At 69.0% G+C, this 16,431-nt stretch carries 13 protein-coding genes; 12 read left to right on the plus strand and 1 reads right to left on the minus strand.

Annotated features, from left to right (window positions below):
• The first annotated feature begins 3 nt into the window (after positions 1-3).
• The 11 genes from I0K15_RS20365 to I0K15_RS20415 are packed head-to-tail and all read left to right on the plus strand — an operon-like array spanning position 4 to position 13,554.
• The gene (locus I0K15_RS20365) at positions 4-2,130 is read left to right on the plus strand and encodes a type VI secretion system Vgr family protein (protein WP_196103302.1); all 2,127 of its coding nucleotides are present in this window, start codon (positions 4-6) and stop codon (positions 2,128-2,130) included.
• 10 nt (positions 2,131-2,140) lie between these two features.
• Positions 2,141-2,734 carry a DUF6931 family protein gene (locus I0K15_RS20370; protein ID WP_196103303.1) on the plus strand — a complete coding sequence of 198 codons (594 nt, stop codon included), beginning with the start codon at positions 2,141-2,143 and terminating at the stop codon, positions 2,732-2,734.
• Complete coding sequence (locus I0K15_RS20375; RefSeq protein ID WP_196103304.1) at positions 2,731-3,021, plus strand: PAAR domain-containing protein; 291 nt, start codon at positions 2,731-2,733, stop codon at positions 3,019-3,021. Before I0K15_RS20370 ends, I0K15_RS20375 begins: the two co-directional genes overlap by 4 nt.
• 2 nt (positions 3,022-3,023) lie before the next feature.
• Positions 3,024-4,322, plus strand: a complete 1,299-nt coding sequence (tagH, locus tag I0K15_RS20380) for a type VI secretion system-associated FHA domain protein TagH (protein WP_196103305.1) — start codon at positions 3,024-3,026, stop codon at positions 4,320-4,322.
• An 11-nt stretch (positions 4,323-4,333) separates the two neighbouring features.
• On the plus strand, positions 4,334-4,771 hold the full coding sequence (tssJ, locus tag I0K15_RS20385) for a type VI secretion system lipoprotein TssJ (RefSeq protein ID WP_196103306.1): 438 nt from the start codon (positions 4,334-4,336) through the stop codon (positions 4,769-4,771).
• Between the two features lie 27 nt (positions 4,772-4,798).
• Positions 4,799-6,133: a type VI secretion system baseplate subunit TssK gene (tssK, locus tag I0K15_RS20390; protein WP_196103307.1), complete on the plus strand. Its 1,335-nt coding sequence runs from the start codon at positions 4,799-4,801 to the stop codon at positions 6,131-6,133.
• 30 nt (positions 6,134-6,163) lie between these two features.
• Entirely contained in the window at positions 6,164-7,531 is a 1,368-nt protein-coding gene (tssL, locus tag I0K15_RS20395; protein ID WP_196103308.1) for a type VI secretion system protein TssL, long form, read from the plus strand.
• 3 nt (positions 7,532-7,534) lie between these two features.
• Entirely contained in the window at positions 7,535-11,104 is a 3,570-nt protein-coding gene (gene tssM, locus I0K15_RS20400) for a type VI secretion system membrane subunit TssM (protein ID WP_196103309.1), read from the plus strand.
• Positions 11,104-11,760: a type VI secretion system-associated protein TagF gene (gene tagF / locus I0K15_RS20405; protein ID WP_230374202.1), complete on the plus strand. Its 657-nt coding sequence runs from the start codon at positions 11,104-11,106 to the stop codon at positions 11,758-11,760. Before tssM ends, tagF begins: the two co-directional genes overlap by 1 nt.
• 17 nt (positions 11,761-11,777) lie before the next feature.
• Entirely contained in the window at positions 11,778-12,506 is a 729-nt protein-coding gene (locus I0K15_RS20410) for a PP2C family protein-serine/threonine phosphatase (protein ID WP_196103311.1), read from the plus strand.
• A 1-nt stretch (position 12,507) separates the two neighbouring features.
• Complete coding sequence (locus I0K15_RS20415; RefSeq protein ID WP_196103312.1) at positions 12,508-13,554, plus strand: hypothetical protein; 1,047 nt, start codon at positions 12,508-12,510, stop codon at positions 13,552-13,554.
• Positions 13,555-13,575: 21 nt separating this feature from the next.
• Here I0K15_RS20415 and I0K15_RS20420 read toward each other — a convergent pair whose 3' ends face one another.
• Entirely contained in the window at positions 13,576-14,391 is an 816-nt protein-coding gene (locus tag I0K15_RS20420) for a M15 family metallopeptidase (RefSeq protein ID WP_196103313.1), read from the minus strand.
• A gap of 391 nt (positions 14,392-14,782) precedes the next feature.
• Between I0K15_RS20420 and I0K15_RS20425 the strand changes: the two genes are divergently transcribed.
• Positions 14,783-16,429: a bifunctional helix-turn-helix transcriptional regulator/alpha/beta hydrolase gene (locus I0K15_RS20425; protein ID WP_196103314.1), complete on the plus strand. Its 1,647-nt coding sequence runs from the start codon at positions 14,783-14,785 to the stop codon at positions 16,427-16,429.
• Positions 16,430-16,431: the final 2 nt, after the last annotated feature.

Genomic DNA, 16,431 nt, shown 5'->3' on the forward strand with positions numbered 1-16,431 from the left:
GCCATGGCCGACGACATCATCCTCGAAGGACGCCAGATCCGGCTGGAGCTTCCGGGCAAGCTGAAGGGCTTCCTGATGCGGGCCGAGGTGAACGAGGGCCTCAGCCGCATCACCGAGACGACCATCGAGTTCATGTCCCCCGACCTCGACATCGACCTGCAAAAGCTGGTGGGAGAGCGCCTGAGCCTCGAGATCGACGCGCCGAAGGACAAGGTCCGCCACTTCCAGGGCCGCTGCGTCGCCGCCGAGTTCCTCGGCTCCCATGCCGGGCGCGGCTACTTCCGCGCCGCTGTCCGGCCGTGGCTCTGGTTTCTCACCCGCAACACCGACTGCCGGATCTTCCAGGACAAGTCGGTGATCGAGGTCATCAAGGAGATCTTCGGCCAGCACGGCTTCTCCGACTACCGCGACACGACGCGGCACCCCTACCCCAAGCGCACCTACTGCGTGCAGTACGGCGAGAGCGACTTCGCCTTCATTTCCCGCCTGATGGAGGAGGAGGGGATCTACTACTACCACAGCCACGACAAGACGAAGGAGACGCTGGTCCTCGCCGACGAGGCGAGTGCGCACCGCTCCATCGAGGATCACGCCGAGATCGACTTCCATTTCCGGGAGCAGCAGTACCGCCGCCGCGACGACCACGTCTTTGAATGGCGCGGGGGCGAGAGCATCCAGACCGGCAAGGTGGCGCTGCGCGACTACGACTTCGAGAAGCCCAAGTCGGACCTGACCTCGGTCAAGGCCCTGCCCCGCGGCAAGCACGCCTACAAGTCCTACGAGCACTACAGCTATCCCGGACGCCACGGCGACACCCGCACGGGCGAGCATCTGGCACGGGTGAAGGTCGAGGGCTTCGCCGGCCAGACCCACCGCGCCCATGGCGTCAGCAACGTGCGCCAGATGGCGGCGGGCACGAAGTTCAAGCTCAAGGAGCATCCGCGAAAGGCGGAAAACGCCGAATATCTCGTCATCTCCGCCCGCCACCAGATGCAGATCGATGCCGATACCCAGGACCGGGAGATCGTGGAGGCGATCCTCGGCCCCACGCTCGATTTCGACGGCACCAACATGGCCGACAGCTACCGCTGCCTCTTCGAGGTGCAGCCGACGGAGCTGACCTATCGCGCCCCGCAGGTCACACTGCGGCCGGAGCATCCGGGCATCCAGACCGCAGTTGTCGTGGGCAAGCCGGGCGAGGAGATCTGGACGGACAAGTATGGCCGCGTGAAGGTCCAGTTCCACTGGGACCGCAAGGGCCGCCGCGACGACAGCGCGTCCTGCTGGATCCGCACCGCCGTGCCGTGGAGCGGCAAGGGCTGGGGCATGATCGGCGTGCCCCGCGTGGGCCAGGAGGTCGTGGTCCAGTTCGAGGACGGCGACCCCGACCGCCCGATCATCACCGGCATGGTCTACAACGGCGACACGTCGGTGCCCCACGACCTGCCCGCCAACCAGACGCAGATGGGCTGGAAAACCAACAGCTCCAAGGGCGGCGGCGGCTTCAGCGAGCTGATCTTTGAGGACAAGAAGGACGCGGAGTTCGTCCGCCTCCAGTCCGAGCGCGACTTCCGCCAGATCATCAAGAACAACGCCGAGATCACCGTGGGGCTGGAGCACAGGAAGGGCGGCACCTTCACCCAGACCATCCACGGCGACAAGACCGAGACGATCCGCGAGGGCGACCACAGCTTCACCGTCGGCAAGGGCGCCGAGCGCGTCTCCATCGCCAAGGGGCGCGAGACGACGGTGGGCGAGGACGACACGCTGAGCGTCGATGCCGACCAGTCCGTCACCGTGAAGGGGGCCAAGACAGACAAGATCGGCAAGGGCTACACGGTTGATGTGGGCGCGGCGCTGGAGGTCTCGGCCAAGTCCAAGATCTCCTTCAAATGCGGCGGCTCCACCATCGAGATGACGCCCACCAAGGTCACGATCACCGCCACGCAGGTGGAGGTGAAGGCCAACGCCACCGCGAAGCTCACCGCCAACGGCCAGCTCACGATGGAGGGCAAGGGACAGGCCTCGCTGAAAGGTGCCGGCATGCTGAAGCTCGAAGGCGGCGGCATGACCCAGCTCAAATCCTCTGGCCTGCTGATGGCCAAGGGCTCTCTCACGATGATCAATTGAGGCGCGCCCGATGACCCTTGGCCCCTTCGACAACCTCAGGAAACTGCCCGACACGCCGGTGGCAGGCATCCTCGCCCGTGGCAATGCGAAGCTGCAGACCAAGCTCGATGCGGCCAAGGGCGCATCGGCGGCGGAGGTGCTGGCGGAGCTCGACGGCAAGGGCGCGCTGATGGACATGATGCAGGTGCTTGCCCACGCCCTCCCGCCGCGGGAGGCGATCTGGTGGGCCTGCCTCTCGGGGCGGGACGTGGCAGCAGAGGGCACGCCCCCGATAGAAGCCGCCGAAGCCTGGGTCTTCAAACCGGGGCCGGAGACGCGCATCCGCGCGCGGCAGGCCCTAGACACAGCCGACAACGAGGACGACACCGCGCTCTGCGCCATGGCCGCGAGCTTCGCCGACGGCACGCTCGGCCCCGGCGAGCTGGAGGACTACGCCGCCCCGCCGGGTGCGGTCGGCACCGCCGCCTTCGGCATGGCGCTCACCGCCCTCTTCCACGACGAGGAGCAGGTGGAGGCGCAGGGCCCCCTGATCCTCGCCCGCGCGCTCGACATCGCGCGGGGCGGCAACGGCAAGATCGCCGTCGAAGGGGAGGCCACGCCATGACCCTCCCCGCGGCCCGCGTCGGCGACCCCCATGTCTGCCCGATGGTCACCGGCATCGTTCCCCATGTGGGCGGGCCGATCGTCGTGCCCTGCCCGACCGTTCTGATCGGCAAGATGCCTGCGGCGACCGCCACCGCGATGGCAGTCTGCGTCGGCCCGCCGGACGTGGTCGCCAAGGGCTCCACCACCGTGCTGACAGGCAAGAAACCGCAGGCCCGCCTCGGCGACACCTGCGCCCATGGCGGGGCCATCGTGATGGGCTGCCCGACCGTGCTGGTGGGAGGCTGACGATGAGCCTGACCCTCCGCCTCACCAGCTCCGGCACGCTGCCGAACAACGCCACCTCCGTCGCGATGGAAAACGGCGTGCTCACCATCGGGCGCGGCGACGAGAACACCCTCGCCCTGCCCGACCCGGACCGGATGCTCTCCAAGCGCCACTGCGTGGTGGAGGAGCGGGGCGGCGACTACCTGCTGACCGATATCAGCACCAACGGCACGTTTCTGAATTACAGCGCCGAGCGGGTGGGCGAGATCCCGACGCCGCTCAGCCATGGCGACGTCATCCAGGTCGGCGACTTCGAGCTGGTGGTGGAAATCGGCGGAGCGCAGCCCGAGGCCGCCCTGCCCATGGCCCCGGCAGAGGACAGCCTGCCGGCTGCTCCGTCGAGCGCCCCCGAACCCCTCGCCACGCTGGACGATCCGCTGGCGGAGGGCGGTGGCGGCGACTTCCTCGACGACCTCCTCGGCAGCCCTGCCGCGTCCGCCGACATTCCGCTCGCGCCGGACCCCTTTGCCGAGGGGGCCAGCGTGCCGGACCACTCGCCCGCGGCGCAGGACCATTTCACCCCGCCCGCGCCTAACGCCGCCGCGATCCCCGACGACTGGGACGACCTCTTCGCGCCGGAGCCTGCACCCGCGCCAACCGCGCCCGCCGATCCGTTCGGCGCACAGGCCGCACCCCCGCCCGGCGCCATGCCGCCCCCGGCGGCCCAACAGCCTGCGCCCGCATCGACCGACGCCGCCCGCGCGTTCCTCGAGGCCGCCGGCGCCGCCCATCTCGACATCCCCACCGAAGAGCTCGCCGCCACGATGGCCCGCCTCGGCCGGACCTACGCCGCCATGGTCGCGGGCATGCGGGAGATCCTGATGGCCCGCGCCTCGATCAAGAGCGAGATGCGGATGGAGCGCACCATGATCAGCATGGGCGGCAACAACCCCCTGAAGTTCTCGATCAGCCCTGAACAGGCGGTCGAGGCGATGATCCGCCCGACCGTGCCCGGCTATCTCGACGCCGAAGCCGCGACGACCGAGGCACTCGCCGACATCCGCGCCCACGAGGTCGCGATGATGTCGGGGATGGAGGCCGCACTGAAGGACCTGTTGACCCGCCTCGGCCCCGATCAGCTCGCCACCCGCATCGAATCCGGCTCCTCCCTCGGCGGCCTCCTGGGCGGGAAGAAGGCCCGCTACTGGGAGGCCTACGAGCGGATGTACGCGGAGATCGCCCGCGAGACGGAAGACGATTTCCAGTCGGCCTTCGGGCGCGAATTCGCGCGGGCCTATGAAGAACAGCTCAAAAAGCTTTGAAAGGATTGAACATGTTTTACACTGGAAGATTCACTGCGGCCCTCGTCCTGACGCTGGCAGCCTGCGCGCCTGTCCCGGAACCCGCGCCGACCACGCAGGTCGCCCTCACCATCGCCGCGGCCCCCGACATGAACGGCGGGCTGCCCGCACAGGCGAAGGTCTACTACCTCGCGGCACCCGGCACGTTCGGCGCCTCCGACTTCTTCGCGGTGTTTCAGGAGCCCGAGGCGACGCTGGGTGCGGAACTGATGGACGTCGACGAGGTGCAACTCGCGCCCGGCGGCACCTTCACCGACCTGCGCAGCTTCGACACACCGCCGGGCGCGATCGGCGTCGTCGTCGCCTTCCGCGATATCGGCGGCGCGTTCCTTGACGTCCAACCACTCGCGCCCAACGCCTCGAACGTCGTCGAGATCAGCGTCTCGGGCAACACCGTCGTGATCCGCTGACGGCCAAGTAGAGGAGCGCGTCGAACCGTGTCTTGGGAAAACAAGGTCATCTGGCAGGAGGGGCTGTTTCTGGAGCCCCATCACTTCCAGCAGCAGGACCGCCACGTCGCGGCCCAGATCGCGGGCGTCGCCTCCGCCGTCACGCCCTATGCCTGGGGCCTACGGGAGCTGACGCTGGACGAGGATCTGCTGAAGCTCGGCAAGATCGCCATCACGTCCTGCACCGGGCTGACGCCGGATCACGTGACCTTCCGCGTGCCGCAGGGCGACGATCATCCGACAGCACTCGATGTGCCGAAGGGGGTTGCGAACGCCGTCGTCTACCTCGCGATCCCGACCCGGCGCGAGGGTGCGGTGGAGGTCGATCTGAGCGGCGAGGCGCGTTCCGCCGCCCGCTTCCAGCCCGCCGAGATCGACGTGACGGATACCACGGGCCGCGACCGGCGCCCGGTGCGCATGGCGGTGGGCAAGCTGCACCTGCAACTGGCACTCGACCTCGATGATCTCGCCGACCAGCTCGTCATCCCCGTCGCCCGGATCATCGAGGTCCGCCAGGACGGGGAGGTCGTGCTCGACCGCGCCTTCATCCCCGCCTGCACCGACGCGCGGGCCGCGCCGCCGCTGCAGGGGTTCCTGCGGGAACTGGAGGGGCTGCTGAGCCAGCGGGCCGAGGCGCTCGCCGGGCGTCTCAACCAGAGCGGCGGGGCGAAGGGCGTGGCCGAGATCTCCGACTTCCTGCTGCTGATCGCGGTCAACCGTGCGCTACCGCAGGTCCGCCATCTCGCGGCGATCGAGAACGCGCATCCGCAGGCGATCTATCATTTCCTGACGGCGCTCGCCGGCGAGCTCTCCACCTTCATGGCCGCCGACAAGCGCGCGCCGGAGTTTCCGGCCTACCGCCACGACGACCTGACCAACGTGTTCCAGCCGGTGTTCCGCACGCTGCGCCAGCATCTGAGCGCAGTGCTGGAGCAGAACGCCGTCGCCATCCCCATCGAGCCGCGGAAATATGGCGTGTCGGTCGCGATGATCCCGGATCGGAGCCTCGTGACCTCCGCCACCTTCGTGCTGGCTGCCAAGGCGAGCGTCCCGCCCGAGAGCGTGCGCCGCCACTTCCCCACGCAGGCCAAGCTCGGACCCGTGGAGAAGATCCGGGAGCTCGTCAACTCCGCCCTGCCCGGCGTGGCGCTGCGGCCCCTGCCCGTCGCCCCGCGGCAGGTCCCCTACTATTCCGGTGTCGTCTACTTCGAGCTCGACCGCGACAGCGCCTACTGGAAGCAGATGACGACCTCCGGCGGGCTTGCGGTGCACGTCTCCGGCGACTTCCCCGATCTCGAGATGGAGCTGTGGGCGATCCGGTAGCGCCGGAGCCCGCCCGAACAGGAGCGCATGATGTCACGCGACGATCCCTTCTTCGAGCCGACGGATACGGACAAGACGATCATCCGGCCCAACCCGGCCGGGCGCCGTCCCGCGGCGCCGACCCCGATGCCGCCGCCGGGGCCTGCCGCACGCGCTGCACCGCCTCCGCCAGCCCCGACCGCGGGTGCGCCTGCGGTGCCGGTCAGCACGGCGGCCACCGGCCTCAACCCGCTCAACGCCGCCGCCTCGACCCTGTTCTCGCTGGTCGCGCGCATCCGCAACCGGGCACAGCACCCCGATCCGGCCGCCCTTCGCAACAGCGTCGCCGCCGAGATCCGCGCGTTCGAGAACGCGGCCCTTCAGGCCGGGGTCCACGCCCAGACCGTCCGCGTGGCGCGCTACGCGATCTGCGCGACCCTTGATGACGTGGTGCTCAACACCCCCTGGGGCGGGCAGAGCGCGTGGACCCAGCAGGGAATGGTCATCACCTTTCACAACGAAACCCATGGCGGCGACCGCTTCTACGACCTGCTCACGCGGCTGGAGAAGGCGCCGTCCGAGAACCTGATGCTGCTGGAGTTCCTCTATGTCTGCCTCAGCCTCGGGTTCGAGGGACGGCTGCGCGTGGCCCCCGGCGGTGGCGAAAAGCACCTCGCCATCCGCGACGGGCTCGCCCGGCTGATCCGCACCCACCGCCCGCAGGGCGAGCGGGACCTGTCCGCCAACTGGAAGGGGATGGAGGTCGCACACCGGCTGCTATCCTCCTGGACCCCGATCTGGGTGACGGCGGGCCTGACGCTGGGCGGGCTCTGCGCTGTCTTCTTCGGCTTCTCGGTCGCGCTTGCCGGCGATACGGAGCGGTTGCGCGGCCAGATCAGCGCGCTCGACGTGGACGGGGTCGTGACCCTCGCCCGCGCGGCCCCGCCGCCACCGCCGCCGCCCCCCGCACCGCAGGTCATCGAGCGGGTGCAGACCGTCTCCTCCTTCCTCGCGCCCGAGATCGCGCAAGGGCTCGTCACCGTCGATGACCGGGGCAACACGCTGACCGTGCGCATCGCGGGACAGGCCATGTTCGCCTCCGCCTCCGACACGCTGTCGCCGGACTACGAGGCGGTGGTGGACCGCGTCGCCGCAGCACTGGAGGAAGAGCCCGGCCGCATCATCGTCGCGGGGCACTCCGACAACATCCCGATCAACACCGCGCGCTTCCCGTCGAACCTGCAACTGTCGCTCGCCCGCGCACAATCGGTGATGGACCGCATGGCCGGAACCCTCGCCGACACCGACCGGCTGAGTGCGGAGGGCCGGGCCGACCGGGAGCCCATCGCCTCCAACGACACGCCCGAGGGGCGTGCCCAGAACCGTCGCATCGAAGTCATTCTCGTGAAGGCAGGCTGACCCATGTTCCGCAGATACATCTACTACTTCTTCGGCCCCATCGGCGTTCTGATCGCCTTCACCCTCGTGACCTCCGTGTCGATCTGGTATCTCGGCCCGCTGATCGCGGTCGGCGACATCCGCCCCTTCGACCGGCAGGCGGACCGGCTGATCGCCATCGCGCTGCTCACCGCCATCACCGTCATCACGATCCTCGTCATCCTCCTGCGCCGCCGCTACCGCGACCGGGAGATGACGGAGGCGATCACTGCCAATGCTGCGCCGGTGGAGCAGACCGACGAGGCCGTGACGGCGGAGCTTTCCGAGATGCGGCAGCGCATGACCGACGCGCTGAAGTTTCTGCGCAAGTCGCGCCTCGGCGGACGCTTCGGCACCCGCTCGCTCTACCAGCTTCCCTGGTACATCATCATCGGCCCGCCGGGCGCGGGGAAGACCACGGCCATCGTCAATTCCGGCCTCAAGTTCCCGCTGGCCGAGCGCATGGGCAAGGGGGCGATCGGCGGCGTCGGCGGCACGCGCAACTGCGACTGGTGGTTCACCGACGAGGCCGTGCTGCTCGACACCGCGGGGCGCTACACCACGCAGGACAGCAACCGCGATGCGGATGCGAAGGCGTGGACCGGCTTTCTCGACATGCTCAAGCAGCACCGCAAACGCCAGCCGATCAACGGCGCCATGGTGGCGATCAGCCTCTCGGACCTGTCTTTGCAGGACGAGGCGGCGCGCCGCGCCCATGCCCACGCGATCCGCACCCGCCTCCACGAGTTGCGGGAGAAGCTGGGCGTCCGCTTCCCGGTCTACGTCCTCTTCACCAAGGCCGACCTGATCGCGGGCTTCCAGGAGTTCTTCGCCGATCTCGGCGCGGAGGAGCGGGAGCAGGTCTGGGGCTTCACGCTGGCGGAAGGCGCCGACACCACCGCCAAGGCGGCCTTCGATGCGGAGTTCGACACGCTGCTCACCCGCCTGTCGGACCGCAGCCTCGAACGGATGCAGGCGGAGACCGACTACCAGCGCCGCAGCCTAGTCGCGGGCTTCCCGGCGCAGATCGCCTCGCTCCGCTCGGTCGCCCACGACTTCCTCGGCGAGATGTTCCAGGACAGCCGCTACGAGCAGAGCCAGTTCCTGCGCGGGGTCTACTTCACCTCCGGCACGCAGGAGGGCACGCCCATCGACCGGCTGATGATGGGCATGGCGAGCACCTTCGGTATCGGGCGGCAGGCGATCGGCACCGGCAAGGGTCAGGGGCGCAGCTACTTCCTGACTCGGCTTCTGAACGGCGTGATCTTCCGCGAGGCCGGGCTCGTCTCCGCCGACGACGCGGTGGAGCGACGCCACCGCTGGATCAAGCGCGGGGCGATGGCCTGCGGCCTGCTGACCTTCGGCGCGGCCACGGCCGTCTGGACCAACAGCTTCGCCGGCAACGTCTCCCTGATCGACGGGGCGCGGAGCGAGGTCGACACGTTCCGCGAGATCGCATCGGGCGTGACCCGCAACCCGGTCGCCGACGCGGACCTGCCCGCCATCGTGCCCGCGCTCAACGTCCTGCGCGACCTGCCCGGCAACCCGGCGGCGAGCGATCCGGAGCCGCCGCGCGAACTCACCTTCGGCCTCTATCAGGGCGATGCGATCGGCTCCGAGTCCGAGCAGGCCTATCGCGGCTCGCTCAACACGCTCCTGCTGCCGCGCCTCCTCTTCCGGCTGGAGGAGCAGATGCAGGCGAGCATGAACAACCCCGACTTCCTGTTCGAGGCGCTGAAGGTCTACCTGATGCTGGGCCTCCAGGGACCGATGGATCGGGAGACCGTCGAGCAGTGGATGGAGCTCGACTGGACCGTCGCCTTCGCCGGGCAGGAGGAGTTGCAGGCCGACCTGCGCGGCCATCTCGACGCGCTGCTGAACGCGCCGATGCAGGAGATCGCGCTGAACGGCCCGCTCGTCGATCAGATCCAGGCCCTGCTGGCGGAGACGCCGCTGGCCGAGCGGATCTACCAGAGCATCGTCAGCGCGCCGCCGGCCCGTGGCCTCACGCCTTTCCGCCTGACGGACGTTGGCGGTCCCGCCGTCTCCCGCGTGCTGCTGCGGCCCTCGGGTCAGCCGCTGAGTGCTGGCATCGACGGGGTCTACACCCATGCGGGCTTTCACGAGTACTTCCTGCCGCAACTCGCCACGGTCGAGGAGCGGGTGGAGTTCGAAAACCTCGTCCTCGGCGGTCGCGCGGCGGAGGTGAACCCGGACAATCTCGACCGGCTCGCCCGCGATGTGCTCGCCCTCTACGAAAACGATTATATCGTGGAATACGAGCAGCTTCTGGGCGATATCGACATCATCCCGATGGACAGTGTCGGACAGGCCGCGCAGGTCACCAGCGTGCTCTCCGGCCCGACTTCGCCCATCCGCAACATCCTCGAAGCGGTGTCGGACGAGACCCGGCTGACCGAGCTGCCCGAGGCGCGGCTGCTGGCGGCGAATGCGAGCAATGCGGCCCTCGATCTGGCGCGGGACGAGGTCGTCTCCGCCCTCGACGCGCAGGGTCAGTCGATCTTCGAGGCGTTCGGCTCGATCCTGCCCGGCGAGGATCCGGCCGCCCCGCAACAGTCGCCCGGCCAGTTCGTGGAGGACCGGTTCGCAGAGCTGCACGCCCTCGTCGCCCGGCCCGACGGGGCGCCGTCCGAACTCGACGGGCTGATCGGTGACATCACCGACGTCTTCGACGAGCTCAACCGCATCTCGCTGGGTCAGAGCTCCGGCGCGCTGACGGGGCCGAACGCCTCGGCGAACCTGCAGGCGGAGATCGCGCGCCTGCCCGATCCGCTCGGCCGCTGGGCCGCGCAGATCGTGGCGGGCTCCTCCGGTGCCGCGGTCGGCGGTGCGAGGGCGGAGCTCAACGGCGCGTGGCAATCGCAGGTGCTACCCTTCTGCCGCCGGGCCATCGACGGGCGCTATCCGTTCAGCCGGCAGGCGCAGGCGGACGTGACGCTTCAGGACTTTGGGCGTCTCTTCGGGCCGAGCGGGCTGATGGATACGTTCTTCAACGAGAACCTCGCGCCCTTCGTCGACACAACCAGCGATCCATGGCGGCTGCGCCGGGTGAACGGCGTGGATATCGGGATCTCCCCGGCGGTGATCGCGCAGTTCCAGAAGGCGGCCGAGATCCGGGACAGCTTCTTTCTGAGCCCCGGCCTGCCCTCGATCACCTTCGACGTGACGCCCGTCGCCCTCGACCCCAATGTCGATCAGGTGGTGGTGGAGATCGAGGGCCAGCAGGTGATCTACGCCCATGGGCCCCCGCAAGTGACACCCGTGACGTGGCCCGGTCAGGCGGGCGGGCGCACGCGGGTCGCGTTCTCCCCCGCGCGGACGGATCTGGAGAACACGATCCAGCGCGACGGCCCGTGGGCCTGGTTCCGGCTGCTCGACGCGGCGGAGCTGCGGCGGACCAACGTGTCGGACCGCAACCGCATGATCTTCAACCTCGGCGGGCGGATCGCGATCTTCCAGCTTCGCGCGGGCTCGGCGCTGAACCCGTTCACCGTCTCCGCGCTCGACAGCTTCTCCTGCCCGGCGTCGCTGTGATGGAGATGCAGGCGGCATATGGCTGGTACGGCAAGGTGCCCTGCGTCGGCGATTTCGTGCGGGCGGGGCTCTCCCCGGACTTCGTGCGCGGCTGGGATCGCTGGATGCAGGCGCTACTCGTCGCCGGGGGCAAGGCGTTGGGCGACCGGTGGGACGCCTGCTACATGGGCGCGCCGATCTGGCGTTTCGCCCTGTCGCCGGGGCTTTGCGGCGCGCACGCGGTGGCGGGCGTCGTGATGCCGAGCGTCGACCGGGTGGGCCGCCGCTTCCCCCTCTGCCTCGCCGCCGAGATGGAAAGCTCCGCCTGGGGCGCCTACCGCGCCGCGGCCCTCACCTTCGATGCGCTGGAGGAGACGGCGCTCGCGATGTTGGAGGACGGCGCGACGCTGGAGGGGCTGGAGGAGATGCTGGCCGCCCTGCCCGCCCCCAACCCGACCGAACTGGTCGCGAGCGAAGGGCCCCTCCCCACCATCGTGACGACGGCGGCCCCGGAGCACGGCTTCGCGGCCCTCGGCACCAGCGATCCCGCGGCCCTCTGGATCGCGCAGGTGGAGGGAGCCAACCGCGTCATGCTCACCTCGACCCTGCCCGAAGGCCCCGAGGCGGCCCGCACCCTCTTCGACCTCGCCGCGCCGACCTGGCGCATCGCATCCTGACAACGGGGGTGTCCGAGATGACCCGACCGACCGCCACCGCGCAGCGCCGCTACAGCGCCACGACCCATACCGGCCATGTGCGCAAGGTGAACGAGGATGCGATCCTGTCGCGCCCCGATATCGGCCTCTGGGCCGTGGCCGACGGCATGGGCGGCCACGCGGGCGGTGATTTCGCGAGCCAGACCGTGGTCGCGGCACTCGACCGCCTGTCCGCCATGCTTCAGCCGGCGGAGATCATGCATTCCGCCCGCAGCGCCATCCAGACCGCCCATCGCGAGATCGGGGAGGAGGCCGCCCGCCGCGGCCACGTCACCATCGGCGCGACCGTCGTGCTGCTGGTGCTCACCGAGGAGCACTTCATGTGCCTCTGGGCCGGGGACAGCCGCCTCTACCGCCTGCGTGGCGGCGCGCTCCAGATGATCAGCGCCGATCACTCGGTGGTCGGCGAGCTGGTCGAGCAGGGCTACCTGACCTGGGACGAGGCCGAGAACCATCCGCAGGCCAACCGCATCACCCGCGCGGTGGGCGTCGGCGAGGTGCTGGAGATCGACAAGCGCCGCGGCGACGTCCAGCCCGGCGACCGCTTCCTCCTCTGCTCCGACGGGCTGTCGAAATACGCCGATCTCGAGACGCTGCGCACCTACCTGAGCGACGGGCCGCCGGACCGCGTGGCCGAGGCTCTGCTCGAGCATGCGCTCGCGGGCGGCGGCGCTGACAACGTCTCGATCATCGTGGTGGACATCTGAGATGACCTGTTTCTGCACCGTCCCCGCCGACGAGGCGCGCAACCGTTTCAACATGGCCGCGGTCCCGGTCCTGCCGCCCGCGCCGCTGACGATGAAGCTCGCCGTGGCACTGCCGGCCATCGCGCCCGACGACCGGCTCGACATGCAGATCGCCACTGGCTTCGACCCGGTGGTGCTGCCGCATATGAGCCTCTTCGGCGGGCCGATGATGCAGATGAGCATGATGCTCTCGATGATGTCGGGCAGCTTCACGCTCGACGACCTGCCGATGCTGGAATTCCAGATGGAGCAGGCCGCCGCCAGCATCACGCGCAACGTCTGGCCGCGCCTTGGCTGGCTGACGACGCTGAAGATCCAGCCGCTGATCAACTTCGCCATCGTTGCGCGGCTGGTGCTGGACCTGCGCGCCCTCGGCCTCGACCCCTTCACCCTGAGCGCGTTTCCCGAGGAGATCGCGGGGCCGCGGGTCAACAGCTACAACTTCGCGCTGACCCGGCCGAAGCTGCACATGGCAAAGCTGATGGCCGGGCTGCCGCCGCTGATGCAGCTCAACGAGACGCTGAACCTGCCACCGCTGGGCGATCCGGGCGCAGTCTCGGCCCTGCAGAACCGGTTGCAGGGCCTTGCAAAGCTCACGCCGCCGCACCTCGCGATCTCGCTGCCGATGCTGCAGAAACTGGCGCTGGCGCTGCAATCCCTCGCCACGATCGAGGAGGCGTTCGGCGAGAACCTCAACCCGTCGACCCTCGGGCCCATCCGGATGATGCTGTCGCGCTGGGGTCATTTCGCGCTGCCGATCCCGCTGCCGGACGCGCTGATGGCGCTCACGCTCAACGAGAAGCTGGAGCTGCTGCCGCCGATGGAGGACATCCGGCTGGGGGAGAGCGTGGCCGGCTCGATGAACACCGCCTTCGCCGGGGCGAGCTTCACCCCGCCGCGGCTCGCCATCGCGCCGTTCATGAACGTGGTGATGGCGCTTCAGGGTTCGTTCCAGATGGCGCTGGAGGTCGATCCGTTCGACATGTGCAGCCTGTGCCCCTGCGCCTGAGGGGCTGGGCGAAGGGCAGCGTCAGATCTCGCCGAGACGACGCCACTGCTCCAGCTTCTCGCGGCTCACCTCGAAATGCATGGAGTCCTCGCGCCCGAACCCGGCCCCCCAGACCCAGCCCTCGCGCTTGAAGAAGTCGGCAAGCAGAATGAGGCCGAGCTGCGTCTTGCCGTCGGCCAGCTCGTCGAGCACGCCGTCGATATTGATATCCACCGCCAGCCCGTAGGCATGGGCGGAGGCCGCCCGCTCCGCCCCCCGGATCCGGCGGACGCAGAGTGAGCCGGCACTCTCGATCCGCTCGTAAAGCTCCGGCTCGAAGACCTGCACGTTGGCGAAGACCTGGCGCAGCGAGACCAGCGCGGGCCGGATCAGCCGCGCCCGGATCGGCCCCACATCCTCGGTCGCGATCAGGGCGGTCAGCGTGGGGTTGGTCAGTGGCTGGCACTCGTCGTTGAGATCCTCGCGCGGCAGGCCGAAGAGCTCCTCCAGAAAGGCAGGGCGCGCCACCGTCAGACCCTCGTTAGCCGAGCGGCGGTCGGCGATCAGCACGACCTGAGCGAAGGCATCCTGCAACGTGTCGGAGGCGGCGGGGGCCTGCGGCTCCGGCTCCGGCGCGCGGGTGGGGTTCAGCAGGCCGAGCGACGTGCGCGCGTCGAGCCCGTCGATCCGGGCGCGAAGCTGGGCGACCTCGGTGCGCAGGGTCACAAGCTCCGCCTCGACATCCCTCAGCCCGATCTCAGGCGGGGGTGGCGGCGCGAGGCGCGTCTGCGAGACATGCCAGACGGCCGGCGCGATGGCGATGGAAGTGGCGAGGATCGAGGCGGGCAGAAGCTTCATGAGGGGGCCCGCAGGGCGGCACCACAGTCACCGTGTCGGCTCCCCGACCACCGGTCGTCCGCGACGCACCTCGTATCGCAACCGAAACTGCCCAAATCCCTTTCCGAAACCATGCCCACTCTCCCGCTTCAAAACACGCGACAGGCGTCGCCATGGTCGTGAGTGGCCGGAACAGGCGGAAAGGTTCACGAGCCAGGGCCTCTGACGTGTCCCGGCAATCCGCAGCACGATAAAGATGATGGCGGCATGCAGCCCCGTCCGCCGAAAGCAGATAAGATCTTGATGCAAAATGCGACTTCCGATGGAATGGCAGCAGAAACACTGGCCTGGAGCGACACTCACATGACATCGGGGCAACTGGCACTGCGCATCCGACCGGCCCGGTGCGCCGATGGCTGACACCGACCTACCGTCGTCCGGCGCCTCGAAAGCCGAGCTGAACTCCGACTTGATACACCTGATCTACGACACCGCCATCGACAACTCGCTGTGGCCGGAGACGGTGCTGCGGATTTACGAGGCATTCGAAGAGGGTGAGGTCGCGCCGGACGCGCTGCACGATCTGCAGGTCCACTTTGCCAAAGGTCTCCAGATCTCCGAACGGATCGTGCGTCTGCAGGAGCGGGGCGATCTGCAGGATCGGCTGATGAGATCACTGGCGCTGCGGGTCGAGCTCTTCGGCCATGACGGGCGCCGGATCGACACGTTGGGCCACGCCGAGGCGGTGCCGAAGCTCGATGGCCCGCGCGATCCGGCGCCCGAGCACGGCTTCTTCTTCGGGCCCGATCGAGTGCGCGAACTTGGCCTGCCGCCGGAGGTCGCCTCCGCCCGGATCAGCTTCACTCAGGGTGTCGAGGGCATGGCGGCGGCCGTTGCCCACGACCTGTCGCTCCGACCCTCGCAGCGCGCCCTGCTGGAGAGCTTCTTGCGCCACGCCAACCTGCGCCGGGCGGCCGACGAGCAGAACCTCAGTTACGAGACGGCGCGCACTTATTTCAAGGCGATCTGCCTGGAGGCCGGCGTCAGCGGTCAGGCGGAGCTGTTGCGGATGCTCGTGCTCAACCCGGCGCTGATGCTGCGCGGCGACCGCGCCGCGGAACCCGCATCCCAGATCCGCCGCCTGATCCAGCGGCCCGATGGTGGCCAGATCGAGGTCTTTGTGCTCGGCCGGGAGGATGCCTATCCGATCGTGCATCTCGATGCGCTGTCGGGCGGCGCGCTCGATCTTCTGGCCTATCCTGAGCGCTATCTGCCACTCCTCGACCGGATCGGCGCACGGCTGGTGCTGCCCTGTCGCCCCGGCATGTTCGGGTCGAGCTTCCGGCCCATGACCGGCGCGCTCGACCATGCGGAGGAGGTGCAGCTGGTCTGCGACGCGATGGGGATCGACCGGTTTTCGCTCCTCTCCTACTCCTACGGCTCGGTCGCAGCACTTGGCGCGGCTGCGGGACTGCAGAAGCGCGTGGATCGCGTCGTGCTCGCTTCGGTCTGCTATCCGGATTTCGTGGCTCCAGACTGGCGCGATCGCGATTTCTTCTACCAGGTCTCCCAGATGATCGGGCGGCGCTGGCCCGGCCTGCTGCGCCGGGTGATCCCCTTCGTCACGAAGTCCATCCTCCAGAACATCGACAACTATGCCGACCAGGCCGCGGCCCGCGCGAAGTGCCCGCACGAGGAGGCGATCCTGATGTCGCCCGACATCCGTCCCCGCTCCCGCGCCATGCTGGAGGAGCGCATCGCGGGCGGGATGGACGGGATCGTGCAGGAATACCGGATCGTCGCCCAACCGCTCGACTTCGACCTGTCGGAGCTCACCGTGCCGCTCCACCTCTTCCACGGCGCCGAAGACCGGGTCAATCCGCTGGAGGGCGCCCGGGCGCTGGCCCGCAAGGCCGCGCGAGCCGAACTCACGGAGCTTCCAGGACGCGGCCATGCCTTCATCTATGCGGAGTGGGACTGGCTGCTCTGCGCGGCCGCGGGCGTGCCCTACCGGATCCCGCCACCGGACCGCCGGGGGATCCTGACAAAGGCACAATGAGC

It is taken from the genome of Pontivivens ytuae, from assembly GCF_015679265.1.
In the GTDB taxonomy this organism is placed as follows: domain Bacteria; phylum Pseudomonadota; class Alphaproteobacteria; order Rhodobacterales; family Rhodobacteraceae; genus Pontivivens; species Pontivivens ytuae.